This is a genomic window from Mycobacterium colombiense CECT 3035, from assembly GCF_002105755.1.
GTDB classification, from domain to species: Bacteria; Actinomycetota; Actinomycetes; order Mycobacteriales; family Mycobacteriaceae; genus Mycobacterium; species Mycobacterium colombiense.
In genome coordinates this window covers 4776305-4801125 of record NZ_CP020821.1, presented here as the reverse complement: position 1 = coordinate 4801125, position 24821 = coordinate 4776305, and the positions used below count along the sequence as shown (strand labels likewise).

Genomic DNA, 24821 nt, shown 5'->3' with positions numbered 1-24821 from the left:
ACTGTGTCAGGCATGGGTACGCCCGACGGGCTGAAACCACCTTGGTGGCTGAAGCCGGCGAACAAGGTCTTCATCCGGATGTCGCGGCTCGGACTGAGCTTCGGCGGCGAAAGCCCGGTGGTGCTGACCGTGCCCGGACGCAAGTCCGGGACGCCCCGCTCGACGCCGGTGACACCGATGACGGTGGACGGCAATCGGTATGTGGTGGGCGGCTTTCCGGGAGCGGACTGGATCCGCAACGTGCGCGCCGCGCAGTACGCGACGCTGGCCCGCGGCCGGCACTCCGAACGGGTGCGGATGGTGGAGTTGTCGCCCGACGCGGCGCGGCCGTTCCTGCGGGCGTTCCCCACCGAGGTGCCCACCGGCGTCGGCTTCATGAAACGCTCTGGGTTGGTCACCGACGGACGCCCCGAGGAGTTCGAGGCGCTGGCCGGCGTGTGTCCGGTATTCCGGCTGGACCCGGCATAGGAGTTCAAACAGATTGAGTGACAACCCCTTTGATGCGCAGGCCTGGCGCCCGGTGGACGGGTTCGGCGACCTGACCGACATCACCTACCACCGCCACGTCGACGACGCCACGGTGCGGGTCGCGTTCGACCGGCCCGAGGTGCGCAACGCGTTTCGGCCGCACACCGTCGACGAGCTCTACCGGGTGCTCGACCACGCCCGGATGTCTCCGGACGTCGGTGTCGTGTTGCTCACCGGCAACGGCCCATCGCCCAAGGACGGCGGCTGGGCGTTCTGCTCCGGCGGCGATCAGCGCATCCGCGGGCGCAGCGGCTACCAGTACGCCAGCGGCGACACCGCCGACACCGTCGACCCCGCACGCGCCGGCCGGCTGCACATCCTCGAGGTGCAACGGCTGATCCGGTTCATGCCCAAGGTGGTCATCTGCCTGGTCAACGGGTGGGCGGCCGGCGGCGGGCACAGCCTGCACGTGGTCTGTGACCTCACCCTGGCCAGCCGCGAGCACGCCCGCTTCAAGCAGACCGACGCCGACGTCGGCAGCTTCGACGGCGGCTACGGCAGCGCGTACCTGGCCCGCCAGGTCGGCCAGAAGTTCGCCCGCGAAATCTTCTTCCTGGGCCGGCCCTACACCGCCGAGCAGATGCATCAGATGGGCGCGGTCAACGCGGTCGTCGGCCATGCGCAGCTGGAATCGGAGGCCATCGAGTGGGCGCGCGAGATCAACGCCAAATCCCCGCAGGCGCAACGCATGCTGAAGTTCGCGTTCAACCTGCTCGACGACGGCCTGGTGGGCCAGCAGCTGTTCGCGGGCGAGGCCACCCGGCTGGCGTACATGACCGATGAGGCCGTCGAGGGCCGCGACGCCTTCCTTCAGAAGCGGGATCCGGACTGGAGCCGGTTCCCCCGCTACTTCTAGCGGCGGGCGCACCGGCGGCGCCGCCTAGACTCGCGTCACGTGAGCAAGAGTCCCCTCCGCCGGATCGCCGACCAGTTCGTGCTGGCAACCATGCGACCCCCGATGGCGCCGCAAGTGTTGGTCAACCGTCCGCTGATCAAGCCGATCGAGCTGGGCGGCAAGCGCATCCTGCTGACGGGGGCGTCGTCCGGGATCGGCGAGGCCGCCGCCGAACAGTTCGCCCGGGCGGGCGCCACGGTGGTCGTCGTCGCGCGCCGCCAGGATCTGCTGGACGCGCTGGCCGAGCGGATCACCGGCGCGGGCGGTGAAGCGCTGTCGATCCCCTGCGACGTCTCGGACATGGACGCCGTAGACGCGCTGGTCGCCGACGTCGAAAAGCGCCTCGGCGGCATCGACATCCTGATCAACAACGCCGGCCGGTCCATCCGCCGGCCCCTGGCCGAGTCGCTGGAACGCTGGCACGACGTCGAGCGGACCATGGTGCTCAACTACTACGCGCCGCTGCGGCTGATCCGCGGGCTGGCGCCCGGGATGATCGAGCGCGGCGACGGCCACATCATCAACGTCTCGACGTGGGGTGTGCTCTCGGAGGCCTCGCCGCTGTTCGCGGTGTACAACGCCTCGAAGGCCGCGCTGTCAACGGTCAGCCGGGTGGTGGAGACCGAGTGGGGCGACAAGGGCGTGCACTCCACCACGCTGTACTACCCGCTGGTGGCCACCCCGATGATCGCGCCGACCAAGGCCTACGAGGGGATGCCGGCGCTGACGTCGGAGGAGGCCGGCGAGTGGATGATCACCGCCGCCCGCACCCGCCCGGTGCGCATCGCACCCCGGATGGCGATCGCCGCCAAGGCACTGGACACGTTCGGCCCGCGCTGGGTGAACGCCGTCATGCAGCGCCAGAGCATCCAGCCCAACCGCAAGACCGACGGCTGACCCGGCCGGCTCGGCCGGCGGTTTCCGACCGGCACTGTGATAGACACGACGCTATGGAGATCCTGGCCAGCCGGATGCTGCTCCGGCCGGCGGACTATCAGCGGTCGCTGAGCTTCTACCGCGACCAGATCGGCCTGGCGATAGCCCGCGAATACGGCGGGGGCACAGTATTTTTCGCGGGCCAGTCGCTGCTGGAACTCGCCGGTTACGGCTCCCCGGACCACTCGCGCGGCCCCTTCCCGGGCGCGCTGTGGCTACAGGTCCGCGACATCGAGGCGACCCAGGCCGAGCTTCGCGGCCGCGGAGTGTCCATTGCGCGCGAGGCGCGCCAGGAACCTTGGGGCCTCTATGAAATGCATGTGCTCGACCCGGACGGAATCACGTTGATTTTCCTGGAAATCCCCTCCGACCACCCGTTACGGCGTGACACCCGAGGTGAACGTCCGGGAAACGCCGGTTAACTGAGAGGTAACATCTGGCGACGGTTCAAGGTACACCCGCGATTCGGCTCCCCCAGCATTCGACAATGGAAACCTCCTACCACCAGAATCAGGCGCTGTGAACATCCAATTGTTCCTCTTGATCATTGTCGTAATCACGGCACTCGCTTTCGATTTCACCAACGGCTTCCACGACACGGGCAACGCGATGGCGACCTCCATCGCCTCCGGTGCGCTCAAGCCCAAGGTGGCGGTAGCGCTGTCCGCGGTGCTGAACCTCGTGGGTGCGTTCATGTCCACCGCCGTCGCCGCGACGATCGCCAAAGGCCTCATCGACGGGCACATCGTCACGCTGGAGCTGGTGTTTGCCGGCCTCGTCGGCGGCATCGTGTGGAACCTGCTGACCTGGCTCCTCGGCATCCCCTCGAGTTCGTCGCACGCCCTGATCGGCGGCATCGTCGGCGCCACCATCGCCGCCGTCGGCGCCCACGGGGTGATCTGGAAGGGCCTCGTATCCAAGGTGCTCATCCCGGCCGTCGTCGCCGCCATCCTGGCCATCGCCGTCGGAGCGATAGCGACCTGGTTGGTCTACCGCGTCACGCGCGGCCTCGACACGAAGCGCACCGAGGCCGGATTCCGGTACGGGCAGTGGGGCTCGGCCTCCCTGGTCTCGCTGGCGCATGGCACCGGCGACGCACAGAAGACGATGGGCATCATCTTCCTGGCGCTGATGTCCTACGGCGCGGTCAGCAAGACCGCCGCGTCGCCGCCGCTGTGGGTGATCGTCTGTTGCGCCCTGGCGATGGCTGCGGGCACCTACCTGGGCGGCTGGCGGATCATCCGCACCCTGGGCAAGGGGCTGGTGGAAATCCAGTCGCCGCAGGGCATGGCGGCCGAATCCTCTTCGGCCGCGGTGATTCTGCTGTCCACCCACTTCGGTTACGCGCTGTCGACGACGCAGGTGTGCACCGGTTCGGTGCTGGGCAGCGGGCTGGGCAAGCCCGGCGGCGAGGTCCGCTGGGGAGTGGCCGGCCGCATGGGCGTTGCCTGGCTGGTCACGCTCCCGTTGGCCGGGTTGGTCGGCGCGCTCACCTACTGGATCGTCCACCTCATCGGCGGATACCCCGGCGCGATCATCGGGTTCTCGCTGCTGATCGCGGTCTCGGCGACGATCTACATCCGGTCGCGCAAGGTCAAGGTCGACCACCACAACGTCAACGCCGAATGGAAGGGCGACCTGACCACCGGGCTCGAGGAATCCGACGATCACCACCCGCCCGCGGACGCCGGACCCACGGTCGGCGGCGGTAGCACCCCCCGATTCGACTCCGACGACCCCACCATGAAGGCGAACGCGTGATGAGTCACTTCAGCGACTGGTTCAACTACCAGGCCTCCCTCAAGATCCTGCTCTTCGCCAGCTGGCCGGCGCCGCGTTGCCGGGGTTGTTCGCCTTGGGCCTGCGGTTCCAGGCGATCGGCGCCGGAGAGGTCGGGACCGACGGCAGCTCGCCGCAGAAGAACCCCATGCTGCTGGCGTTCGCGTGGGCGATCTTCGCCGTGGTGTTCGTGGTGATCGCCTTCGCACTGGCCTACATCTCCCGCGACTTCATCGCCCACCAAACCGGCACCGCTTTCCTCGGAGCAAAGCCCAAGTAGCATCGATTGGTGCCCACGGATTTGCTAAGCCAAACACCGGGGGGTGTTGTCAGAGCGTGAACGGATTCCTGAATTCGATCGTCTCCTGGCTCCGCGCGGGATATCCCGAAGGCGTGCCACCGACCGACACCTTCCCGGTGCTCGCGTTGCTGACCCGCCGGCTGTCCAACGACGAAGCCAAGGCGGTGGCCTGCGAGCTGGTTCGGCGCGGCGAGTTCGATGATGTGGACATCGGCGTGCTGATCACCCAGATCACCGATGAATTGCCGTCACCCGCCGACGTCGAGCGGGTGCGGGTGCGGTTGGCGGCGCAGGGCTGGCCGTTCGACGACGCCGACGAGGCCGGGGACCCGGCATAGCCGTACTGCGCGCGCTGCACGTCCCGCCGGGTTCGGCGGCCTCGTCGCTGCTGCCCGCGCTCGAGCGGGTGCTGGACGGGCGTGATGCCGCACTGGTCGCCCTGCCGGAGGGCGACGACCGCGAGGCGGATGCGTTGCGGGCGGGGCTGCGCGTCGGGGAGGTCATTGACGACGACGTGGCGCTGGTCGCGGCGACGTCGGGCACCACCGGAATTCCCAAGGGCGCGTTGCTGACCGCCGCCGCCCTGACCGCTAGCGCGTCGGCCACCCACGACCGCCTCGGCGGCCCGGGCAGCTGGCTGCTCGCCCTGCCACCCCACCACATCGCCGGCGTGCAGGTTCTGGTGCGCAGCCTGCTCGCCGGCTCGGCACTGGTCGAGATGGACGTCACCGCCGGGTTCAACATCGCCGAATTGCCCGGCTCCATAAGGGCGTTGGGCTCGGGGCGGCGCTACACCTCGCTGGTTGCCGCGCAGCTGGCCAAGGCGCTCGGCGACCCGGCCGCCGCGGCCGCCCTCGCCGAACTGGATGCCGTGCTGCTCGGCGGCGGACCCGCGCCGCGCCCGGTGCTCGACGAAGCGGCCACGGCGGGCATCACCGTGGTGCGCACCTACGGGATGAGCGAGACCGCCGGCGGCTGCGTGTACGACGGTGTCCCGCTGGACGGGGTGCGGCTGCGCACGGTCGACGGGCGCATCGTCATCGGCGGCGCGACCCTGGCCAAGGGCTACCGCAACCCGGTCGACCCCGATCCGTTCGCCGAGCCGGGCTGGTTCGTGACCGACGACCTCGGCGCCGTCAGCGACGCGGGCGTGCTGACCGTGCTGGGCCGCGCCGACGACGCGATCAGCACCGGCGGGCTGACCGTGTTGCCGCAGCCGGTCGAGGCGGCGCTGTGCACCCATCCGGCCGTGAGCGATTGCGCGGTGTTCGGGGTGGCCGACGACCGGCTGGGGCAGCGGGTGGTGGCCGCGATCGTGCTGCGCGACGGGGCGGCCGCGCCGACCCTGGACGCGCTGCGCGCGCAGGTGACCCGCACCCTGGACGCCACGGCCGCACCACGCGAGCTGCACGTCGTCGACGCCCTGCCGCGCCGCGGCATCGGCAAGGTCGACCGGACGGCATTGGTGCGCCGGTTCGCCGGCCCGAGCGATCAATAGGCTGTTCGTCCGTGAGGATCGCTCGACGGGAGGCAGTGCGCGAGGCGGTAGCGGTCACGGTCGGGGTGGTGCTGGTGGCGGCGGCGTTCGTGCTGCCGCGGATGAACATCGGCGTGCGGCCGCGGCTCGACGTCGGCGCCGAGAAGTTCGCCACCCACGCCGGCGCCGCGCCGATCTTCGGCGAATGGCTGATCCACGCCGGCTGGGGAACCGGGCCCGCCATCGCCCTCGCGATCGCCGTTGTCGCCTGGGGACCGCCTCTGGCGCAACGCCTTTCGTGGCGCGCACTGACGCTGGGCAGCTGGGCCACCGCGTGCGGGTGGGCGTTCGCGCTGGCGATGATCGACGGCTGGCAGCGCGGCTTCGCCGGCCGGCTGACCACCCGCGACGAATACCTGTCGCAGGTGCCCGGCATCACCGACATCGGCGCGACGCTGCGCACGTTCGCCGGCCGGATCGTGGACTACCAGCCGAACTCGTGGACCACGCATGTGTCCGGGCATCCACCCGGCGCGCTGCTGACGTTCGTCTGGCTGGACCGGCTCGGCCTGCACGGCGGCGCCTGGGCCGGGCTGCTGTGCCTGCTGGCCGGCTCGAGCGCGGCGGCCGCGGTGGTGATCGCCGTGCGCGCGCTGGCCGACGAGCCGACCGCGCGCCGCGCCGCCCCGTTCGTCGCCCTGGCGCCGACGGCGATCTGGGTGGCGGTGTCGGCCGACGGCTACTTCGCGGGGGTGGCGGCGTGGGGCATCGCGCTGCTGGCCGTGGCGGTGCACCGCCCGGTCCGCTTCCCCGCGCTGACGGCCGCGGGCGCCGGCCTGCTGCTGGGCTGGGGGGTGTTCTGCAACTACGGCCTGATGTTGATGGGGCTGCCCGCGCTGGCGGTGCTGGTGGGCGCCCAGCAGCCGGCCAGTGGCTTGGCGCACTGGCGAGCGATCCTGCGGGCCCTGGGCCCGGCCGCGCTGGCCGCGATCGCGGTGGCGGCCGCCTTCGCCGTCGCCGGGTTCTTCTGGTTCGACGGCTATACCCTGGTGCAGCAACGCTATTGGCAGGGCATCGCCAAGGACCGGCCGTTCCAGTATTGGAGCTGGGCCAACCTGGCGTGCGTGGTGTGCGCGATCGGGCTGGGCGGCGTCGCGGGAATCAGCAGGGTGTTCGACTGGCCCGCCATCCGCCGCCGCTCCGGTTTTCACCTGCTGCTGCTTGGGGTGCTGGCCGCCATCGTCTTCGCGGACCTGAGCATGCTGAGCAAGGCCGAGGTGGAACGCATCTGGCTGCCGTTCACCATCTGGCTCACCGCGGCCGCCGCACTCCTGCCGGTACGTTCACACCGGATCTGGTTGGCGCTCAACGCCGTCGGCGCCCTGGCGCTCAACACGATCATCCTGACGAACTGGTAGCCCGCCTAGAGGCCGGCCGCACGGGTGACGCGCGCGAACCGGCTGTTGGGTGCGCAGGCGTCGCGCACCCCCGCGACGTCGTCGACGACGTCCACGTCCGCCAGCGCCTCAACGGTCGCCACATCAATGCCGTTGTCGCGCAACGCTTTCAAGGTCAGATCGCCGGTGTCGGGGGCGGACATCGGCACGGTGCGCAGGCACTGCGCCATCGCGGGCTGCCTCACGCCGAGCACCCACCAGCCGCCGTCGTGGGCCGGCCCGAGCACGGCCTGCGTCTCGAGCAGCCGGCGCGCACAGCGGGCCAACAGGTCCGCGCTCACCTGGGGGGTGTCCATGCCGATCTGCAGGACCGGTAACCCCCCGGCCGCGTCGGCGTGCGCGCTGGCGAGCCGGGCCGCGAAATCCGCACCGCGCTGGGCGATCACCGTGAACGACGCCAGCCGCCGGCGGATCTCGGCGGCGTTCGCCGCGCCGTCCAGGTCGCCGGCCAGCGCCACCACCCGCGACGACACCGGCGTGGCGGCCACCGCGTCGAGCGTGTCAAGCAGTGCGGCGGCGGCGATTTCGGCGGCGGCCCGGTCGCCGACGGTCGCCGCGAGCCGCGTCTTGGCCCGGCCCGGCTCGGGCGCCTTGGCGACCACCAGCAGGGTCACCGGCAGCGTCACGAGATCACCTTCCAGAAGTCGAGGATCGCGGTGATGCTGCCGCGCAGCGAACCGCTGACCTTCGACCTGCCGCCCGTCCGCGGCCCGTAGCTGATGTCGAGTTCGACGACGCGCCAGCCGGCGGCCGCCGCACGCACCAGCAGTTCCAGCGGATATCCGGACCGCCGGTCGACGACGCCCAGCTGCAGCAGCGCCTCGCGCCGGGCCACCCGCATCGGCGCGATGTCGTGCACCGGCAGGCCGTGGCGGGTGCGCAGCCGCCAGCTCATGACGACGGTGCCCACCCGCGCCACCCACGGCCAGTGCAGCCCGGGCACCGGCCGGCGCCGGCCGGTCACCAGGTCGGCGCCCCTCTCCAGCTCGGCGACCAGCCGCGGCAGCTCACCGCCGTCCATCGAGCCGTCGGCGTCGATGACCGCCACGATCGGCGTGGTCGCGGCGAGCACGCCGGCGTGCACGGCCGAGCCGTACCCGGCCCGCGGTTCGGCGACGACGCGCGCGCCGTGCCGGCACGCCACCCCGGCGGTGTCATCGGTGCTGTTGTTGTCCACCACCAGCGCCTGGTAGCCGGCGGGGATCGCGGCCAGCACCGCGGGCAGCGACTCCTCTTCGTTGAGGCAGGGCAACACCACCGTGACCAAGCTGTCGGGCACGCTCAGAACCCGCGGTGGGGGTGTGGCTCCTGCGGGTATAGCGGCTGCTGCGGGTAGACCGGCTGCGAGTGCGTCGGCGGCATGGTCTGCTGGGTGTGCGTCGGCAGCGGCGCCTGGGTGGTTTCCCGGGTGCTCGGCGGCGAATAGGTGCTCGTCGGCGGCTCGTGCGTGGTGCTCGGCGGCGAATACGTCGTCGTCGGAGGCGAATACGTCGTCGTCGGCGGCTCATGCGTGGTGCTCGGCGGCGAATACGTCGTCGTCGGAGGCGAATACGTCGTCGTCGGCGGCTCGTACGTTGTGGTCGGCGGCTGGTACGTGGTCGTCGGCGGCGTGTAAGGCGGGTTATAGGGCGGGTTGTACGGCGGGTAGTTCGGCCCCCACCCCGGGATCGGGATGGGTATCGGAATAGGTACCGGCACAATGGGATTCGGGCGTGGCGCCCAGCCCGGATCGGGATTGGGCACGACACCGGGGTTGACCGGGGCCTCGGGGGCGGGGACGGCGGGCACGCCGCCTCCCGACGGGGGCGCGACCTGCTGGGGGCCGGGACGTTGTTGGGCGCCGGGACGGTGCCGCCCTGGAACCCGGCGTTGGGCGCGTCGGCCGGGGGCGGCGGCAGCGGCGCCTGCTGCTGGCTCGGCAGGATCGGCATGAACTTGCCGGGGGTGCCGTTCTGCACGCCCACCACCGGCTGGCGGCTCGCGGTCGGTTCAACGGCGACCGCGATCGCGGTGGCCAGCGACGCCAATCCGATGACCGCGAAGGCGACGACGGCGTTGCCGATCACCAGCGATCGCCGCGACAGCTTCGTCGGCGCCTCCTCGTCGACGGCGCCGTACTCGTAGTCGTCGAATTCGGGGTCGTACTCATCGAATTCGCCGGGATACTGCTCACCCTCGTCGGCCATCGAATAGGCCAGCTGGTGATCTTCGGCGTTCGGGTCCGCGAACTCCGCTGCCGGCACCGCGGTGGTCTCATCCCCGGCGAGGCCCCCGCCGGGACCGCCATGGTGGCATCGCCGAACGCCGGCGCCATCGCGGTGGCATCGCCGGCCGCCGGGGCCATGGCCGTCTCGTCGCCGGTCAAACCGATCGCCGGCGCCATGGCCGTCGCGCCGCCGGCTCCCAGCACCGCGGCCGGCGCGGCGGCGATCGCGGCGCCGCGGGCCAGCGCAAAGGTGGGATCCTCGGCGACCCGCACCCGCATGGTCGACGTGTCGCGAAGCTCGTCGGCGACCCGGTGCAGATCGGGCGACGCCCCGAGCAGGTACACGTCCTGCGGGGCGCCGGGCTGGGCGCTCAGGTTCGCCATCATGGTGTGGAACGCCGCCGTCGCGTCGCCGCCTGACGCACCCGCCAGCGGCTGGGAGGCCAACACGGTCGGCGGCGCGTCGGGATCGCCGTCGCCCGCGCCCACCATCGACAGCGTCGCGGTCGCGTCGTCCATCACCAGCGCCGCGCCGGGCCGCCCGGCCGCGCGCATCAGGGCGGCCACCGCCTGCGATTCCGAGAGCACCGCGACGTTGTGCACTCCCGAGTCCTCCAGCGCCCGCCGCAGCTGGTCGGCGGCGGGATGGTCGGTCCAGCACAGCCGGGTGCCGACCAGCCGGTGGTTCTCGCCGGCCAGCAGCCGGTTCGTGCCGACCACGGTCTCGGTCAGCGTGCCGATCGGATTGTCAGCGAGGTCGACGACGGATTGGTCGATCACGTCGGCACCCTGCGCGCCCGACCCGACCAGGGCCAACCGCGCGACGGGTCCGGTGACCGCAACCCCCAAAACGACGTCCATCCCGGTTCTCCTTCACGCCGGCCACCCCGCAACCAGCAATGTCCCGGCATCATTACACTTGCGATACCGTTGGCAGTATCGATCATTCAGCGACAAGCTTCGTCTACTAGCGCAGCGTAACCAGCTTTTCGAACGACAGGACGCCTCACCGCGGAATCGTCTCCGCCCCAGCAGCCGGCAACAGCCACTGCCACGGCATCCGAACGGAGAATATGTTCGCAAGCGAGCAGTGCATTTCACTCGGCGGGGTAACCCCTCGCCGAACACCCGAAGCCGCACCGACAATATCCGTCCTTGAATCCCGGGGGGCATGGTGAGCCAGAGCAGCGACGAGACGCCGACCGGTCCCATCCGCGGTCGGACGCAGCAGGCGCAGGGGCCGCGCATCATCCGCCCGCATGCCACGGGCGCCGCCGCACCGGCCGCCGCCGGGACGAAACGGTACTGGGGCGACCTGACCGCGGTGGCGCTGCTGGTGCTGGCGGTATTCCTGCCGTGGAACCTCTACTTCGGCATCGGAATCCCGGGCAGCAGCACGGTCCTGTTCGGGGTGCTGATTGCGGCGACGGTGCTGGCCGTCCTCGCGGTCGGGATCGCCGGTTCCTGGCGGTCGTCCGGCGCGCGCTTCAACCCGGCGCGGGCCGCCCGGCTTCGGCTGGCGCTCAATGTCCCCTATCTGCTGCTGGTGCTCGGCTTCGTCGTGTTCGACGCCTACGAGACCGTCCGCTTCGGTGGCACAGTCACCGTGCCGGGCGGTGTCGGGCCGGGCGCCTGGGCCGGGATCGCCGGCTCGCTGCTGAGCGCCCAGGCGGTGCCCGCCGGCGCGCTCGCCGGACCGGTCCCGGCCGGCGACGAGTCCACCGGGTGGCACAGGTCGGCGCGCCTCATCGGCTCGCTGTCGATGCTCGCGGCCGTACTCAGCTTCGGCTTCAACCTGTACTGGCGGGTGCGCTACGCGCTGCAAAGCACCGGCGGCGCGGCGGAATTCGGCAAGCAGAACATCGCCGTGATCGCGACCGCGGTGGTGTACGGCGTGGTGGCGCTGCTCGCGGTGCTGGTCGCTTCGAGGTGGCTGCTGCGCAGCGCGCGGGAGAGCCGGTTGGCCACCGTCGCGCTCGGCACGTCGACGCTGGCCGCCGGCGTCCTGGTGTGGTTCCTGCCCGCCGGTCGCGACATCGACGCGTTCCACGGCATCGCGCAGAACACCTCCACCGCCGGCGTCGGGTTCGAGGGCTACCTGGCGTGGGCGGCCGGCGCGGCGCTGTTCGCGCCGCGGGCCCTGTTCGGTCGCCGCAACACCTCGCCGACCGAGGAGTCCGCGTGGCGCGCGACGACCCGAAATGGCCTGCTGCTCATCGCCGTTTGGTCCGTCGGGTCGGTGGCGATGCGGATCACCGACCTCGTCGTCGGCGTGACCCTGAACTACCCGTTCTCCCGGTACTCCAGCATCGTGCTGGCCGCGTTCGATCTGGCCACCGCGGTGCTCGCGATCTGGCTGCGCCGCCGGCTGGCCACCCTCTCGGCGAGAATGGTCACGTCGCTGTGCGGGCTCGTCGCCACGCTCAGTGTCGCCCGCGTCGTCGTGGGCCTCGAGTTGGCGCCGCGGTTCGAAGACTCGCCCAATTCTCCTGCGCTGCACCCGGTCTACGGCAACAACCTGGCCCAGCAGATCACCAGTACGTTCGACGTGACGCTGTGCGGCGTGGCCCTGGGCATCCTGGTGGCGGCCATCGTCGCCGGTCATCTGAGCGGTCGACGGCTGGCCCGGCGCGCGGCCCGCAGGCGCGCCGCCGCGACGAACGCGGCGGCACCGACCACCCGGGTCCCGGTGGGCCAGGGCGCGGGGCCGTCGGCCGCGGCGACCACCCGCATCCCGGCCGGCGTCCCCGGCGGGGACAACGAACCGCCCACCACGGAGATACCGCCGATGGGCAATGCGCCCCGGATCTTCCGCGGTGACGACTCCGGCACGCGCCAGATGCCCGCGCAGAAGCCGCAGATCTACCGGCCCCCGCAGGGTTAGCGAAGGGGCGCGAACGCGAACTCGCGCAACCCGTCGCGCGGAGCGACGGCCGCCCGGAAACCGAGCACCTCGGCGGCCCGTGCCGGGTCGGCGACGATGTGGCGCACGTCGCCGCTGCGGTACTGACCGGTGACCACCGGGGACAACGACGCGCCGCGCGCGTCGCACAGCGCGGCGGCCACCTGCGAGATCGCAATGGGTTGTCCCGAGCAGACATTGACGGCGGTGAAGCCCTCGCCCCACTGTGTCGCCGCGACGTTGGCGGCGGCCACGTCGTCGACGTGGACGAAGTCGCGCATCTGCCCGCCGTCCTCGAAAACCCTTGGCGGGTCACCCTTTTCCAGCGCCGACCGGAAGATCGCCGCCACCCCGGAGTAGGGGGTGTCGCGCGGCATGCCCGGGCCGTAGACGTTGTGGTAGCGCAGCGCCACCACCGATCCGCCGGTGGCCTCCGACCAGGCCAGCGCGTAATGCTCCTGGGCGGTCTTGCTGGCGGCGTACAGGCTTCGCGGCCGCAGGCAGGCGTCCTCGTCGACCAGGCGCCAGTGCAGTTCCTCCCCGCCCAGCGGGCACCGGTGTTCGAAGATTCCGGCGTCGAGGTCGGCGCGGCGCCGCGGCAGCGGATCCACGGGTCCGTGCCGGTCGCAGTGGTAGCGCCCCTGCCCGTACACCACCATCGACGAGGCCAGCACCAGGCGGCGCACCCCGGCGGCGAACATCTGCGCCAGCAGCACCGTGGTGGCCAGGTCGTTATGCCCGCCGTAGGCGGGGGCGTCGGCGGCGTCCACCCCCGCCCCCACCATCGCCGCCTGATGGCACACCACATCCACGCCCGCCAGCAGCGGTGCCAGCGCGTCGGCGTCGCGCACGTCGACGCGGTGACATCCCTGCGGCAGCACCGGGTTTGGCCCGTGCGCGGCGGCCAGCAACGCGTCCACGCCGACCACCTCGTGCCCCGCGGCCCGCAGCGCCGCGTCCACCCGCGCGCCGATGAAACCGGCCGCCCCGGTCAGCAGCACCCTCACGGCAGCTCGATGGGCAGGGCGACTCCGGCGTGGGGCAGGCAGTGCGTGCAGGTGCGGTCGGCGGCGACCCGGCCGATGGCCCGGCGCACCAGGGTCTTGAACACTTTGATGTTCTTCTCGAATTCGGCGAACACGTCGACGGCCTTCACGCCCTCGCCGGTGCTCACACCTGCATCCAGGTCGGTCACCAAAGCGATTGCCGCGTAACATATCTCGAGCTCGCGGGCGAGCGCCGCCTCCGGATAGCCGGTCATGTTGACCAGCGAGAACCCGGCGGAGGCGAACCACCGACTCTCGGCGCGGGTGGAAAACCGCGGCCCCTGGATCACCACCATGGTGCCGCCGTCGACCACGTCGGGCAGGCCGGTCACCGCCTCGCGCAGCGTCGGGCAGTAGGGGTCGGCGAAGTCGACGTGGATGCCGCCGGAGTCGAAGTAGGTGTCGGCGCGGCCCCGGGTGCGGTCGACGAGTTGGTCGGGCACCACGACGGCCCCCGGGCCGAGTTCGGGTTTGAGGCTGCCGACCGCGCACGGCGCGAACACCCGCCGCACGCCCAGCTTGCGCAGCGCCCACATGTTGGCGCGGTACGGCACGGTATGCGCGGAGAACTCGTGCCCGGCGCCGTGGCGGGGCAGGAACGCCACCTCGTGGTCGCCGATGGCGCCGACGGTGACGGGAGCGCTGGGCGGCCCGTACGGGGTGTCCACGGCGACGTCGCGGGAGTCGGATCCGAAGAAGGTGTAGAAGCCGCTGCCGCCGATGACTCCGAGCATCCGACCATTGTGGTGCATGACGCCCGCGGTGCTCGCGGGCGCGGGGCCCGCGGATCGACGCCCCGCATCCTGGCAGGATGTTCGTGTGGCCAATTTCGGGCAGTGGGTTTCCGGAGCGCGGCCGCGGACGTTGCCCAACGCGGTGGCGCCGGTCGTCGCGGGAACCGGTGCGGCGGCGTGGCTGCATTCCGCGGTGTGGTGGAAGGCGCTGCTGGCGCTGGCCGTCGCGCTCGCGCTGACCATCGGCGTCAACTACGCCAACGACTACTCCGACGGCATCCGCGGCACCGACGACGACCGCGCCGGCCCGGTGCGCCTGGTCGGCTCGCGGCTGGCGGCGCCGCGGGCGGTGCTGGCCGCCGCGGTCGCCAGCCTGGCCGTCGGCGCGCTCGCCGGGCTCGCGCTGGCGGTGTTCAGCGCGCCATGGCTGATCGCGGTGGGAGCGGTCTGCATCGCCGGGGCCTGGCTGTACACCGGCGGCTCGAAACCCTACGGCTACGCCGGTTTTGGCGAGGTCGCGGTGTTCCTGTTCTTCGGACTCGTCGCGGTGCTGGGCACCCAGTACACCCAGGCGCTGCGGGTGGACTGGGTGGGCCTGGTGCTGGCGGTGTCGATCGGGTCGCTGTCGTCGTCGGTGCTGGTGGCCAACAACCTGCGGGACATCCCGACCGACGCGCGCTCGGGAAAGGTCACGCTGGCCGTGCGGCTCGGCGATGCCCGCACCCGGATCCTGTACCAGGCGCTGCTGGGGACCGCCGCGGTGCTGACCCTGGTGCTGATGCTGGCGACCCCGTGGTGTGCCGCCGGATTGGTGGCCACGCCGCTGGCCCTGCGCGCGGCGGCCCCGGTGCGGTCGGGCCGCGGCGGCCCGGAGCTGATCCCGGTGCTGCGCGACACCGGGCTGGCGATGGTCCTGTGGGCGGTCGCGGTGGCCGCGGCGTTGGCGCTGGCCACCTAGGTCCCCAGCGGCGGTTACCTATAGTGCAGACAAAGGCCTCCGAGGGCGCCCCGTTTGGGGTACTTTTGCGTCGGCTCGGGCGATAGCGAAGGACCGCAATGAAGCAGATTTCCGCGACCAGCGGGCCCAGGAACATCGGCTTGCTCAGCGTAGGGTCGTACCGGCCCGAACGGGTGGTCACCAACGACGAGCTCTGCGAGAACATCGACTCGTCCGACGAGTGGATCTATTCGCGGACCGGGATCAAAACCCGCCGGTTCGCCAGGCGCGACGAATCCGTCACCTCCATGGCGACCACGGCCGGACAGGAGGCGATCGCCAAGGCCTCGCTCGAACCATCCGACATCGATTGCGTCCTCGTCGCCACCAGCACCCATTTCACCCAGACCCCGCCGTGCGCGCCGGCGGTCGCGACGGCGTTGGGTGCCACCGGCGTACCCGCGTTCGACATCTCGGCCGGCTGCGCGGGCTTCGGCTACGCGCTGGGCGTGGCGGCCGACATGATTCGCGGCGGGACGGCCGCCAAGGTGTTGGTGCTCGGCTCGGAGAAGCTGTCCTGCACGGTAGACATGCAGGACCGGAGCAACTGCTTCATCTTCGCCGACGGCGCCGCCGGGGTGGTGGTGGGCGAGACACCCGACCAGGGCATCGGACCCACCGTCTGGGGCAGCGACGGCGCGCAGGCCACCGCCATCCGCCAGGACATCGAGTGGATCGACTTCCTGGACAACCGCACCGGCGAGCGCCCGTACCTGCGCCTCGAAGGCAGCGCGGTGTTTCGGTGGGCGGCGTTCGAGATGGGCAAGGTCGGCCGTCAGGCGATGGACGCGGCGGGCGTCCGGCCCGACGAGATCGACGTGTTCCTGCCGCACCAGGCCAACAGCCGGATCAACGAGGTGCTGGCCAAGAGCCTCGATCTGCGCCCGGATGCCGTCGTGGCCAACGACATCGAGCACACCGGGAACACCTCGGCCGCGTCCATCCCGCTGGCGATGGCCGAAGTGCTGGCGACCGGCGCGGCCAAGGCCGGCGACCTGGCCCTGCTGCTCGGTTACGGCGCGGGCCTGAGCTATGCCGCCCAGGTCGTCCGGCTGCCGAACGGCTAACCGCGCCCCGACTCTTGCTCGCCGCCGCCGTCGTCGGGCGCGGCGTCCCCGTGCAGCCGGGCCTGGAGCAGTTCGCGCTCGCGGCGCCGCCGCTCCCCGGCGATCGCGAGCGCGGCGGTGGCGCGGCGGCGCAGCGGGGCGAACACCCAGATGCCCAGGGGCATCGCGATGATCAGGGCGAACAGCACGGCCACCACGATCGGGAACTGCGCGATGCCCGCCAGACGCGCGACACCGTAGATCACGCCGGTGAGCGCCACCGCCAGCAGCACCCGCGCCGCCATGTACGCGGCAACGTGCACGGCGACGCGGTTTCCTGCCGGTTGCGCGGCGGACTCGTCGGCGGCGTGGTTCTCGGCGCGGCCGGTGCTGTCGTCGCTAGCTTCGTGTGACACAGCCTGAGCCTACGGCGCGGGTATATTCGCCCCAAGGAGGTGTTTGGTGCTCTACCTGCTGCTCGTCGTGATTTTGGGGACGCTGATCTATGTCGGCTGGCGTGCGGCGCGGTCGCAGGCCCACCGGCCGAAGACGCGCGTCATCGGACCCGACGACGATCCAGACTTTTTGCGCCGGTTGGGTCATGGCGACAACAACCCGCGCTAGCTCGATGGCGGCGGCCCGCCGCGCCCGGCTTCGCCGCGCTTGCGACCGCAGCGCCAGCTCGATGGCGGCGGCCCGCCGCGTCAGCTAGCCGAGCACTCCCGGGTTGTGCTGGTCGCCGGGAAACCCGTCTGCGACGATGGCGGCCAGCTCGGTGAGCGCTTCGCGCGTCCCGCGGCGTAGCCGGTCCAGCTCGATCTCGGCGCCCTCTTCCAGGTGCGGGTCGAACGGCACCAGCTGCACGGCGCGGCAGCGCCGGGAAAAGTGGTCGATCACCTTGTTCATGTCGACCTTGCCCGGGCGTGGCTTCACCCCGTTGATCACCGCGATGGAATTGCGGACCAGATCCTCGTGGCCGTGGGCGTCCAGCCAGTCCAGCGTCGCCGAGGCGCTGCGCGCGCCGTCGATGGACGCCGAGCTGACCACGACGAGCGCGTCGGCCTTGTCCAGCACCGCGCTCATCACCGAGTGCAGCAGGCCGGGCCCGCAGTCGGTGAGCACCAGGCCGTAGAACCGCTCCAGGATGTCCAGGATCCGGCCGTAGTCCTCGGCGCTGAAGGCATCCGAGATACCGGGATCCGTTTCGGACGCCAGCACCTCCAGACCGCTCGGGCCCTTGGAGGTGTAGCGCCGCACGTCGCTGTAGCGCTCGATGGTGCCGGCGTCGTGCAGCAACTGGCGCACCGTCGCCGCCGTCTCCAGCGGGATCTTCTGGCTCAGCGTGCCGCGGTCCGGGTTGGCGTCCACGGCCACCACCCGGTCGCCGCGGATGGAGGCGAAGGTGGCGCCCAGCGTCGCGGCGATCGTGGTCTTGCCGACGCCGCCCTTGAGCGACAGGAACGCGACCCGGTAGGACCCGCGCAGGGGCCGGTTCACCTGGGCGACCAGGTTGTTGTACCGGGTGGCCCGCGGGCTCTCACCCAGGTTGATCAGGCCGCCTGACAGTTTGAACAGCAGCAGCCGCCAGCCGTCCGACGGCGGCGGGGCGACCGGGCGCAGCAGCATGCCGGTGGACAGCTCCGGATACGGCGTGTGCGGCAGGTGCTCCGGACGCGGCTGCGGGACCCCCTGCATCTGGGTGGGTGGCGCCTCCTGACCGTCGTAGTACGCGCCGTACGCGGTCGGATCGACCCGCGGGATGCCGGTCATCGGTGTGGGGTCCCACGGCGGCATGCCACCCGGCCTGGGCGGCGTGGGCGGCGCGGCCTGCTGGCGCTCGGGGCCGGGGACGCGGCGCTCGGTGCGGAATCCGGCGAACGCGCGGGTGGGGGCGTCCTCGCCACCCGAATGGGCCTGCGGTTCGGCGGCCTCCCGCTCCTCCGCCGCCGACGCTGTCTGTGGGGGTATCTGCGTGGTCGGTTGTTCGGGCACCCCCACGCCCGACGTCGGATGCTCGGTCACTGCACTCCCCCTTGTTGTGCGTTATTCGGCATGTTGTGCGTTATTCGGGCCGGTTGTGCACCGTCACCCGACGCCCGCATAAGAATGCAGGCCCACAGTGACCAGGTTAACGAAGAACAAATTGAAGACCATGGCCACAAACCCTGCGACATTGATCCAGGCGGCTTTCCTGTCCCGCCATCCCGCCGTCGACCTGGCATGCAGGTACGCGGCATAAATCACCCAGGCGACAAATGACACAGTCTCTTTGGGGTCCCAACCCCAATATCTGCCCCAGGCCTCTTCCGCCCAGATCGCCCCGAAAATGACGCCGAAACCGAACACCGGAAAAGCGAAAATCGTCGTCCGATATGCGATGCGGTCCAGGGTCTGCGCGTCCGGGAACCGCTGCACCAGCCGGCTCAGCGCGCTGTGCTCGGCGCGGTCGGGCTCGCCCAGCGGCGAGGTCCGCAGCAGGAACAGGATGCTGGCGATGCCCGCGACCAAGAAGACGCCCGATCCCAGGCTGACCACCGACACGTGGATGGGCAGCCAGTAGGACTGCAGCGCGGGCATCACCGGCGCGGCGTTGGTGTAGAGCCAGCGCCCGGACACCGTGAGCAGGATCAGCACCGGCAGCAGCAGGAACACCCACAGCGGGCGGTATTGCGGGCGGCGCAGCACGACCGCCCCGGCGATCAGCCCGCACAGGCAGGTCAGGTTGATGAATTCGTACATGTTGCCCCACGGCACCCGCAGGGTGGCCAGGCCGCGCAGCACCAGGCAGGCCAGCAGCAGCCCGATGCCCAGGTACACCACGGACAGCCCGGCGCGGCCGACGCGCTCGTCGACCGGGCGGCCGGCGGCCTCTTCGACGACGCCCGGGGTGCCGGAGTCGACGCTGACGGCTCCGGCCAGCACCCGGGCGCGCTGGTCCGCGCGGCGCCCGCCGGCTCGGGCCCCCACATAGGCCAGCTCGAACGCCAGCAGCAGCAGCGCGATGACGAGGGCCACCACCGCCGACGTGAACGCCCAGTCGGAGTAGCGCGCCAGCTCGATGTTGACGTGCACCGTATTCATTTCACGTCCACCTCAGAACTCCTCTTGACGGCGCCGGTGTCGCCGAGCCCGGCCAGCAGCCGCTCGGAGAGTCGCTCGAACTCGTCGCCCCAACCTGAGTTGTCGGTGCGCGCCAGGCCGCCCAGTTCGACGTTCACGGTACCCGGCGGTCCGCCGGCGTCCGGGGTCAGACGGACCCACACCCGGCGGCGGCGCACCAGCAGCGACACCACCAGACCGCCCATCATCGTGATCGCGAAGACGAGCACCCAGGTCTGGCCGGGGTCGTGCGAGACCTGCAGGTTGACGAACGGGACGGCGCCGTCGAAGCGGATCACCGTGCCGGCCGCGGGCCCCTGGTCGATCCGGACCGATTGGCCGGCGCGCAGGTTGACCCGCTTCTCCTTGGTCAGCCGGTGCTGCTCGATCAGGCGGGGGTCCAGGGTGAACAACGACTGCGGTCGCCCGGTGTCCAGCCCCGTGTCGCCGCGGTAGATGTCGACGGCCACCGCGGGGGCGTCCAGCGCCGGGAACCGCGAGGACAACAGCGTGCCTTCCAGCTGCTCGGTCGGGGCCAGTAGGCCCTGGATGGCGATCTGATGGTTGCGGCGCTCCGCGGCGTTGGCGTAGCTGCCGGCGGGCGGGTCGATGCGCACCACACCGGAGCTGAGCAGCGTTTGCGGGTTGTCGGGTCGCCACTGCACGGTCGCCGTGCGGATCTGCCCGTCCGGGTAGGTGACGCTGAAGGTCGGCGCGTAACCGTGGCCTTGCAGGTACACCCGGTCGCCGCCGATGCGCAGCGGGTGGTTTACCTCCAGCCGGTAGTGCCGCCACGTGTTGGCGGTCAGGTCGGCGCCGGACTGGTAGTCGATGTTCGCCGCGAACGAGGTGGCCTGCCCGGACGGCAGGTAGTGCGCCACGAAGTCGTCGACCCGGATGCACAGCGGGTGCAGCGAGGTGCCGTCGACGGTGTTGCCGGCCCGGAACGAGTCGAACGCCGCCGGCGAGGCCGAGCAGAAGCCGGGGCCGCCGTCGGCGATGACGATGACGTTGCCCTCGTAGCCGAACAGCTTGCCGGCGGCCACCGCGACCAGCAGGCCCAGCAGGGAGAAGTGGAAGGCGATGTTGCCGAACTCGCGCAGGTAGCCCTTCTCGGCGGACACCTCCACCGCTTCGGAATCGGACTCGGCGCCGTCCCGGTGCCGGATGGCGGTGCGCCAGCCGCGCAGCCGCTCGGCCAGCGTGTTGGCCAGGGCGTTGAGCTCGTCGGGCCCGGCCTGGACCTGGTGACTGGCGTACTTGGGCAGCCGGGCCAGGTTGCGGGGGGCGGCCACCGGGGTGGACCGCAGGCTGCGGACGTGCTCGATCATCCGCGGCGTGAGGCAGCCGACCAGCGACACGAACAGCAACACGTAGATGGCGGTGAACCAGAAGCTGGAGAACACGTTGAAGGCCTGCAACCGGTCCAGCCACGGCCCGATCACCCGATGGGCCTTCAGGTAGTCGTCGACCTTGCCGGCGTTGAGGTTGCGCTGCGGCAGCAGCGCCCCCGGTATCGCGCCCAGCGCCAGCAGGAACAGCAGCACCAGCGCGGTGCCCATCGAGGTCAGCGCGCGCCAGGTGTTGCGGGCCACGGCGAGAAGGCGCCTCAAATCGGCAACCTCACGTCGGACACGAACGCGTCGCGCAGCCACGAGACGAAGTCGTTCCACACCCCGGTGACCAGCAGCGCGCCCACGGCGATCAGCAGGACGCCGCCGAAGATCTGGATGGCCCGGGTGTGCCGGCGCAGCCAGCCCAGGCCGCCCACCGCGCCCGCCGAGCCGAACGCCAGCAGCACGAACGGGATGCCCAAGCCCAGGCAGTAGGCGATCACCAAGACGATTCCGCGCGCCACGCTGGCGCCGTCGGTCGCCGAGGCGACGGTGATCACGCCGGCCAGCGTCGGCCCCAGGCACGGCGTCCAGCCCAGCGCGAACACCGCGCCCAGCACCGGCGCGCCGGCGACCGTGGTCAGCTGCCGCGGACTGAACCGGGCCTGCCGTTGCAGGGCCGGGATGAGGCCGACGAACACCAGCCCCATCACGATGGTCAGCACTCCCCCGGCCCGCTGCAGCAGCAGTTGGTTGGTGATCAGCGTGGTCGTCATGCCGAGGACGGCGACGGTGCCGAGGACGAACACGGTGGTGAACCCGGCGACGAACAACGCCGCGGACCCCGCGACTCGCCAGCGGGCGCCCGGCGGCGCCGCGATGGCGCCTTCGGGCGGCTGTTCGTCCACCCCGACGACCGCGGCCAGATAGGACAGGTAGCCGGGCACCAGCGGCACCACGCACGGCGAGGCGAACGACACCAGCCCCGCCAGCAGACAGACGCCGAGGGCCACCAGCAGCGGTCCGGCGGCGGCGATCTGGGTGAATCCGGTCACTCCCCGGCCACCTTCTGCACCACCGGCTTCAGGTCGGTCGCCAGCAATTCGCGCAGGAACACCGCGGCGACCCGGTGCTGGCGGTCCAGGACCAGCGTGGACGGGATCACCGTGGTGGGGTATTTACCGCCGAAGGCGATCAGGGTGCGCATCGCCGGGTCGTAGATGGACGGGTAGGTCACCTGGCGGTCGTTGACGAAGTCCAGCGCCGCCTGCCGGTTGTTGTCGCGGACGTCGATGCCGAGAAACGACACCCCGGCGCCGCGGGTGGCGTCATACACCTGCTGCAGCTGGGTGACCTCGGCCCGGCACGGTCCACACCACTGGCCCCAGATGTTGATGACCACGACCCGCCCCGCGAAGATCGGGTCGTCCAGCGACAGCGTGTGCGCGGCATCGGTCAGGTCGGGCCCGGACAGCGGTCCCGGGCGGCCACGGCTGGACGGCGGGTCGTAGTAGATGTCGGTCTTGCCGCCGGGCGAGACGAATTCGAAGGTGCCGCCCTGGGCGACGGCGTCGTGCCCGGACGAGCAGCCGGTGAGCACCATCGCCACCGCCGCCCCGGCCACCGCTAGGCGCCCGACGATCATGGCGGGCAAGAGCCCGCCGGTTCGCTGTACTCGACGCCGGCCAGCCGGTCGCCGTCGTAGACCAGGGTCGTCACCGACGCGAGGCCGCACTCGCGCTTCCGTGGGTCGTGCCACAGGCGCCGGCCGGTCACGTGCAGCCGCAGCGTCCACACCGGAAGTTGGTGACTGACGCACACCACCTCGTGGCCGGCGGCGCGGGCGCGGGCCTTGTCCACGGCGGTCTGCATCCGGGCCGCGATCTCGGCGTAGGGCTCACCCCAGGACGGCCGGAAGGGGTTGCGCAGTTGCCACCACACCCGCGGGTCGCGCCAGGCGCCGTCGCCGGGGCTGACCCGTTTGCCCTCGAAGAAGTTCGCCGATTCGATCAGGTCCGGGTCGGTGTCGACGGGCAGGCCGTGCTTGGCGGCGATGGGCGCGGCGGTCTCCTGCGCCCGCTGCAGCGGCGAGGCGATCACCGCGACGATGTCCCGGTTCGCCAGCGCGTCGGCCACCGCGGCCGCTTGCGCGCGGCCGTTGTCGGAGAGGTGAAAGCCGGGCAGCCGCCCGTAGAGGATGCCGCTGGGGTTGTAGACCTCGCCGTGGCGCACGACGTGCACCCGGGTGTGCTCGGCCATCAGGACTTCCCCTCCCCGGCCTGCGCGGCGGCCCGGGCCGCGGCGGGCAGGGCGCCGGCGATCCGGTCGAACGCGCTGTCATCGAGCGCGGTGGAGACGAACCACGCCTCGAAGGCGCTGCACGGCGGGTAGACGCCCGCGTCCAGCAGCGAATGGAAGAACGGCGGATACCGCCACGTCTCGGTGGCCCGCGCCGACGCGAAGTCCGTCACCGGGGTTTCGGAGAAGAACACGCTCAGCATGTTGCCGGCTCGCGGAACCTGGTGCGCCACACCGGCATTCGTCAGCGCCTCGGCGAACAGCCCGGCCAGGCGATCGGCGTTGGTGTCCAGCGTGGCATAGGCGGCGGCATCGGCGTTGCGCAGCGTGGCCAGCCCGGCCGCCATCGCCACCGGGTTTCCCGACAACGTGCCGGCCTGATACACCGGGCCCAGCGGCGCCAGCCGCTCCATCACCTCGGCCCGGCCGCCGAACGCGGCGGCCGGCAGCCCACCACTCATCACCTTGCCGAAGGTGAACAGGTCGGCCTCGACGGGATCGATTCCGTACCAACCACTCCAGCTGACCCGGAAGCCGGTCATCACCTCGTCGATGATCAGCAGCGCGCCGTGCTCGGCGGTGATCGCGCGCAGCGCCGCGTTGTAGCCGGGCACGGGCGGGACCACGCCCATGTTGCCGGGGCTGGCCTCGGTGATCACCGCCGCGATCTGGTCGCCGAATCGGGCGAAGCTCTGCCGCACGGCGTCGATATCGTTGTAGGGCAACACGATCGTGTCGGCCGCCGTCGCGCCGGTGACCCCGGGCGAGGACGGCAGGCCCAGCGTCGCCACCCCGGAGCCCGCGTCGGCGAGCAGGGCGTCGACATGGCCGTGGTAGCAACCGGAGAACTTGATGACCTTCGCGCGGCCGGTGAAGCCGCGGGCCAGCCGCACCGCGCTCATCGTCGCCTCGGTGCCGGAGTTGACCAGCCGGATGCGCTCGACGGGAGCCACCCGCCCGATCATCTCGGCGGCCAGCTCGCTCTCGGCCGGCGTGGGCGCCCGAAGGACAGGCCCGACGCGGCGGCCGCGGCGACGGCCTCGACGACGGCTGGGTGCGCGTGACCGAGGATCATCGGGCCCCACGAGCAGACCAGGTCCACGTACTGATTGCCGTCGGCGTCGGTCAGCCGGCACCCGCGCGCCTCGGTGATGAACGGCGGCGTGCCGCCCACCGCGGTGAACGCGCGGACGGGCGAGTTCACCCCACCGGGAATGACGGCGCAGGCATCCTCGAACAACCGGGCCGACGCCGCCGTGGCCCGGGGGACCCCGGTGGCGTGCGCGGTTGCCTGATCACTGCTTCCCATGGCAACCAGTGTCCCAGCCCTCGCGGGCCATTCCACTACAGGGTGTAGCAGAACCTGCTAACGGGGGGCGGCGCGCACCCGGCGCCCGGGTTAACCGGCGTCGTGCTGCCCGGCTTCCTGGGCGGCGATGAAGTTGCGGCGCGCGGCCTCGTGCTCCTTTTCCGCCGCCCGCCGGTGCGCGGCGACGTCGCCGAGGCCCTCGGCGACCGCGCGTTCCTGGATTTGGGCGGCCCGCTCGTGCGCGACGCCGGCCTGGTAGTGGCGATCCACCTCGCGGCGGTGCGCCGCCTCGTCGCGCTCACGTGAAGCCTCGGCGCGTTCGGCCGCGCGCTTCACGTCGGCGGCGGTGATGGCCTTGCCTTCGGCCAGCTCCTGCCCCCGGTGCAACAGCTCCTGCGCGCGCCGGGCGGCCTCGTCACCTGCCACCTCTCCCATGAGACGACAGTAGACCCTTTGCGGCGCCAAAGCCGGGGTTGT

General features: G+C 71.4%; 26 protein-coding genes and 3 pseudogenes. 14 read left to right on the top strand and 15 right to left on the bottom strand.

Annotation, left to right across the window (positions count from 1 at the left end; genetic code table 11):
* Window positions 1–12 precede the first annotated feature (12 nt).
* From B9D87_RS22620 to B9D87_RS22580, 9 genes and pseudogenes are all read left to right on the top strand, one after another.
* Complete coding sequence (locus B9D87_RS22620; RefSeq protein WP_007768111.1) at window positions 13–468, top strand: nitroreductase family deazaflavin-dependent oxidoreductase; 456 nt, start codon at window positions 13–15, stop codon at window positions 466–468.
* 13 nt (window positions 469–481) lie between these two features.
* On the top strand, window positions 482–1384 hold the full coding sequence (locus tag B9D87_RS22615) for a 1,4-dihydroxy-2-naphthoyl-CoA synthase (protein WP_007768114.1): 903 nt from the start codon (window positions 482–484) through the stop codon (window positions 1382–1384).
* 39 nt (window positions 1385–1423) lie between these two features.
* Window positions 1424–2320, top strand: a complete 897-nt coding sequence (locus B9D87_RS22610) for an SDR family oxidoreductase (protein ID WP_007768116.1) — start codon at window positions 1424–1426, stop codon at window positions 2318–2320.
* A gap of 53 nt (window positions 2321–2373) precedes the next feature.
* The gene (locus tag B9D87_RS22605; protein WP_007768119.1) at window positions 2374–2781 is read left to right on the top strand and encodes a VOC family protein; all 408 of its coding nucleotides are present in this window, start codon (window positions 2374–2376) and stop codon (window positions 2779–2781) included.
* Between the two features lie 97 nt (window positions 2782–2878).
* A complete protein-coding gene (locus B9D87_RS22600; RefSeq protein WP_007768122.1) occupies window positions 2879–4120 on the top strand; it encodes an inorganic phosphate transporter in 1242 nt (413 codons plus the stop codon).
* Window positions 4120–4418: pseudogene (locus tag B9D87_RS22595) on the top strand (hypothetical protein). The gene B9D87_RS22600 and the pseudogene B9D87_RS22595 overlap by 1 nt, the downstream one beginning before the upstream one ends.
* Window positions 4419–4474: 56 nt before the next feature.
* Window positions 4475–4777 (top strand): DUF3349 domain-containing protein, encoded by a 303-nt coding sequence (locus tag B9D87_RS22590; protein WP_007768131.1) that lies wholly within the window; start codon window positions 4475–4477, stop codon window positions 4775–4777.
* 68 nt (window positions 4778–4845) lie between these two features.
* Window positions 4846–5937: an o-succinylbenzoate--CoA ligase gene (menE, locus tag B9D87_RS22585; protein ID WP_007768133.1), complete on the top strand. Its 1092-nt coding sequence runs from the start codon at window positions 4846–4848 to the stop codon at window positions 5935–5937.
* Between the two features lie 35 nt (window positions 5938–5972).
* Window positions 5973–7334, top strand: a complete 1362-nt coding sequence (locus B9D87_RS22580) for a hypothetical protein (protein WP_007768135.1) — start codon at window positions 5973–5975, stop codon at window positions 7332–7334.
* Between the two features lie 5 nt (window positions 7335–7339).
* On the opposite strand, the gene B9D87_RS22575 is transcribed toward B9D87_RS22580, so the two are convergent.
* From B9D87_RS22575 to B9D87_RS27970, 3 genes are read right to left on the bottom strand one after another with little or no spacing between them, the layout of a single operon-like run.
* On the bottom strand, window positions 7340–7999 hold the full coding sequence (locus B9D87_RS22575) for a TIGR04282 family arsenosugar biosynthesis glycosyltransferase (protein WP_007768138.1): 660 nt from the start codon (window positions 7997–7999) through the stop codon (window positions 7340–7342).
* A complete protein-coding gene (locus B9D87_RS22570; RefSeq protein WP_193787384.1) occupies window positions 7996–8652 on the bottom strand; it encodes a glycosyltransferase family 2 protein in 657 nt (218 codons plus the stop codon). Before B9D87_RS22570 ends, B9D87_RS22575 begins: the two co-directional genes overlap by 4 nt.
* Before the next feature lie 2 nt (window positions 8653–8654).
* Window positions 8655–9161 carry a hypothetical protein gene (locus B9D87_RS27970; protein ID WP_302476092.1) on the bottom strand — a complete coding sequence of 169 codons (507 nt, stop codon included), beginning with the start codon at window positions 9159–9161 and terminating at the stop codon, window positions 8655–8657.
* A gap of 42 nt (window positions 9162–9203) precedes the next feature.
* On the opposite strand from B9D87_RS27970, the gene B9D87_RS27965 reads away from it, so the two are divergent.
* Window positions 9204–9497: a hypothetical protein gene (locus B9D87_RS27965; protein WP_302476091.1), complete on the top strand. Its 294-nt coding sequence runs from the start codon at window positions 9204–9206 to the stop codon at window positions 9495–9497.
* Window positions 9498–9795: 298 nt separating this feature from the next.
* Here the strand turns inward: B9D87_RS27965 and B9D87_RS27960 are convergent.
* Window positions 9796–10440 (bottom strand): annotated as a pseudogene (locus B9D87_RS27960) (DUF7159 family protein); the annotation flags it as partial.
* A 310-nt stretch (window positions 10441–10750) separates the two neighbouring features.
* Between B9D87_RS27960 and B9D87_RS22560 the strand changes: the two are divergent.
* A complete protein-coding gene (locus B9D87_RS22560; RefSeq protein WP_007768144.1) occupies window positions 10751–12463 on the top strand; it encodes a DUF7937 domain-containing protein in 1713 nt (570 codons plus the stop codon).
* On the opposite strand, the gene B9D87_RS22555 is transcribed toward B9D87_RS22560, so the two are convergent.
* Together B9D87_RS22555 and B9D87_RS22550 are read right to left on the bottom strand one after the other, a co-directional pair.
* A complete protein-coding gene (locus tag B9D87_RS22555) occupies window positions 12460–13488 on the bottom strand; it encodes an NAD-dependent epimerase/dehydratase family protein (RefSeq protein ID WP_007768147.1) in 1029 nt (342 codons plus the stop codon). The genes B9D87_RS22560 and B9D87_RS22555 overlap by 4 nt on opposite strands.
* Window positions 13485–14261, bottom strand: a complete 777-nt coding sequence (locus tag B9D87_RS22550; protein WP_040629261.1) for an S-methyl-5'-thioadenosine phosphorylase — start codon at window positions 14259–14261, stop codon at window positions 13485–13487. The genes B9D87_RS22555 and B9D87_RS22550 overlap by 4 nt, the downstream gene beginning before the upstream one ends.
* Before the next feature lie 85 nt (window positions 14262–14346).
* On the opposite strand from B9D87_RS22550, the gene B9D87_RS22545 reads away from it, so the two are divergent.
* Together B9D87_RS22545 and B9D87_RS22540 are read left to right on the top strand one after the other, a co-directional pair.
* Window positions 14347–15219 (top strand): 1,4-dihydroxy-2-naphthoate polyprenyltransferase, encoded by an 873-nt coding sequence (locus B9D87_RS22545; RefSeq protein ID WP_007768151.1) that lies wholly within the window; start codon window positions 14347–14349, stop codon window positions 15217–15219.
* A gap of 98 nt (window positions 15220–15317) precedes the next feature.
* The gene (locus B9D87_RS22540; RefSeq protein ID WP_007768153.1) at window positions 15318–16325 is read left to right on the top strand and encodes a beta-ketoacyl-ACP synthase III; all 1008 of its coding nucleotides are present in this window, start codon (window positions 15318–15320) and stop codon (window positions 16323–16325) included.
* Here B9D87_RS22540 and B9D87_RS22535 read toward each other — a convergent pair.
* Window positions 16322–16720 carry a DUF4229 domain-containing protein gene (locus tag B9D87_RS22535; protein ID WP_007768154.1) on the bottom strand — a complete coding sequence of 133 codons (399 nt, stop codon included), beginning with the start codon at window positions 16718–16720 and terminating at the stop codon, window positions 16322–16324. The genes B9D87_RS22540 and B9D87_RS22535 overlap by 4 nt on opposite strands.
* Before the next feature lie 46 nt (window positions 16721–16766).
* On the opposite strand from B9D87_RS22535, the gene B9D87_RS26615 reads away from it, so the two are divergent.
* On the top strand, window positions 16767–16928 hold the full coding sequence (locus tag B9D87_RS26615) for a hypothetical protein (protein WP_085977768.1): 162 nt from the start codon (window positions 16767–16769) through the stop codon (window positions 16926–16928).
* An 84-nt stretch (window positions 16929–17012) separates the two neighbouring features.
* On the opposite strand, the gene B9D87_RS22530 is transcribed toward B9D87_RS26615, so the two are convergent.
* The 8 genes and pseudogenes from B9D87_RS22530 to B9D87_RS22495 form a co-directional block, all read right to left on the bottom strand.
* Window positions 17013–18326, bottom strand: coding sequence for a MinD/ParA family ATP-binding protein (locus B9D87_RS22530; protein ID WP_007768157.1), 1314 nt, complete (start codon window positions 18324–18326; stop codon window positions 17013–17015).
* Between the two features lie 63 nt (window positions 18327–18389).
* Window positions 18390–19385 (bottom strand): c-type cytochrome biogenesis protein CcsB, encoded by a 996-nt coding sequence (ccsB, locus tag B9D87_RS22525; protein WP_007768159.1) that lies wholly within the window; start codon window positions 19383–19385, stop codon window positions 18390–18392.
* Window positions 19382–20965, bottom strand: coding sequence for a cytochrome c biogenesis protein ResB (locus tag B9D87_RS22520; RefSeq protein WP_052002417.1), 1584 nt, complete (start codon window positions 20963–20965; stop codon window positions 19382–19384). Before B9D87_RS22520 ends, ccsB begins: the two co-directional genes overlap by 4 nt.
* Before the next feature lie 47 nt (window positions 20966–21012).
* Window positions 21013–21792: a cytochrome c biogenesis CcdA family protein gene (locus tag B9D87_RS22515; protein ID WP_007768165.1), complete on the bottom strand. Its 780-nt coding sequence runs from the start codon at window positions 21790–21792 to the stop codon at window positions 21013–21015.
* The gene (locus tag B9D87_RS22510; RefSeq protein WP_040629268.1) at window positions 21789–22382 is read right to left on the bottom strand and encodes a TlpA disulfide reductase family protein; all 594 of its coding nucleotides are present in this window, start codon (window positions 22380–22382) and stop codon (window positions 21789–21791) included. Before B9D87_RS22510 ends, B9D87_RS22515 begins: the two co-directional genes overlap by 4 nt.
* A complete protein-coding gene (locus B9D87_RS22505) occupies window positions 22379–22996 on the bottom strand; it encodes a histidine phosphatase family protein (RefSeq protein ID WP_007768169.1) in 618 nt (205 codons plus the stop codon). Before B9D87_RS22505 ends, B9D87_RS22510 begins: the two co-directional genes overlap by 4 nt.
* Window positions 22996–24344 (bottom strand): annotated as a pseudogene (gene hemL / locus B9D87_RS22500) (glutamate-1-semialdehyde 2,1-aminomutase). Before hemL ends, B9D87_RS22505 begins: the two are co-directional and overlap by 1 nt.
* Before the next feature lie 90 nt (window positions 24345–24434).
* The gene (locus B9D87_RS22495; protein WP_007768173.1) at window positions 24435–24779 is read right to left on the bottom strand and encodes a hypothetical protein; all 345 of its coding nucleotides are present in this window, start codon (window positions 24777–24779) and stop codon (window positions 24435–24437) included.
* Window positions 24780–24821 lie beyond the last annotated feature (42 nt).

Coding starts and splice junctions, on each gene's coding strand:
- B9D87_RS22620 (WP_007768111.1), top strand. CDS start 13: ATGGGTACGCCCGACGGGCTGAAACCACCTTGGTGGCTGAAGCCGGCG.
- B9D87_RS22605 (WP_007768119.1), top strand. CDS start 2,374: ATGGAGATCCTGGCCAGCCGGATGCTGCTCCGGCCGGCGGACTATCAG.
- B9D87_RS22560 (WP_007768144.1), top strand. CDS start 10,751: ATGGTGAGCCAGAGCAGCGACGAGACGCCGACCGGTCCCATCCGCGGT.
- B9D87_RS22550 (WP_040629261.1), bottom strand. CDS start 14,261: ATGCTCGGAGTCATCGGCGGCAGCGGCTTCTACACCTTCTTCGGATCC.
- B9D87_RS22540 (WP_007768153.1), top strand. CDS start 15,318: ATGAAGCAGATTTCCGCGACCAGCGGGCCCAGGAACATCGGCTTGCTC.
- ccsB (WP_007768159.1), bottom strand. CDS start 19,385: ATGAATACGGTGCACGTCAACATCGAGCTGGCGCGCTACTCCGACTGG.
- B9D87_RS22520 (WP_052002417.1), bottom strand. CDS start 20,965: ATGGGCACCGCGCTGGTGCTGCTGTTCCTGCTGGCGCTGGGCGCGATA.
- B9D87_RS22510 (WP_040629268.1), bottom strand. CDS start 22,382: ATGATCGTCGGGCGCCTAGCGGTGGCCGGGGCGGCGGTGGCGATGGTG.
- B9D87_RS22505 (WP_007768169.1), bottom strand. CDS start 22,996: ATGGCCGAGCACACCCGGGTGCACGTCGTGCGCCACGGCGAGGTCTAC.
- B9D87_RS22495 (WP_007768173.1), bottom strand. CDS start 24,779: ATGGGAGAGGTGGCAGGTGACGAGGCCGCCCGGCGCGCGCAGGAGCTG.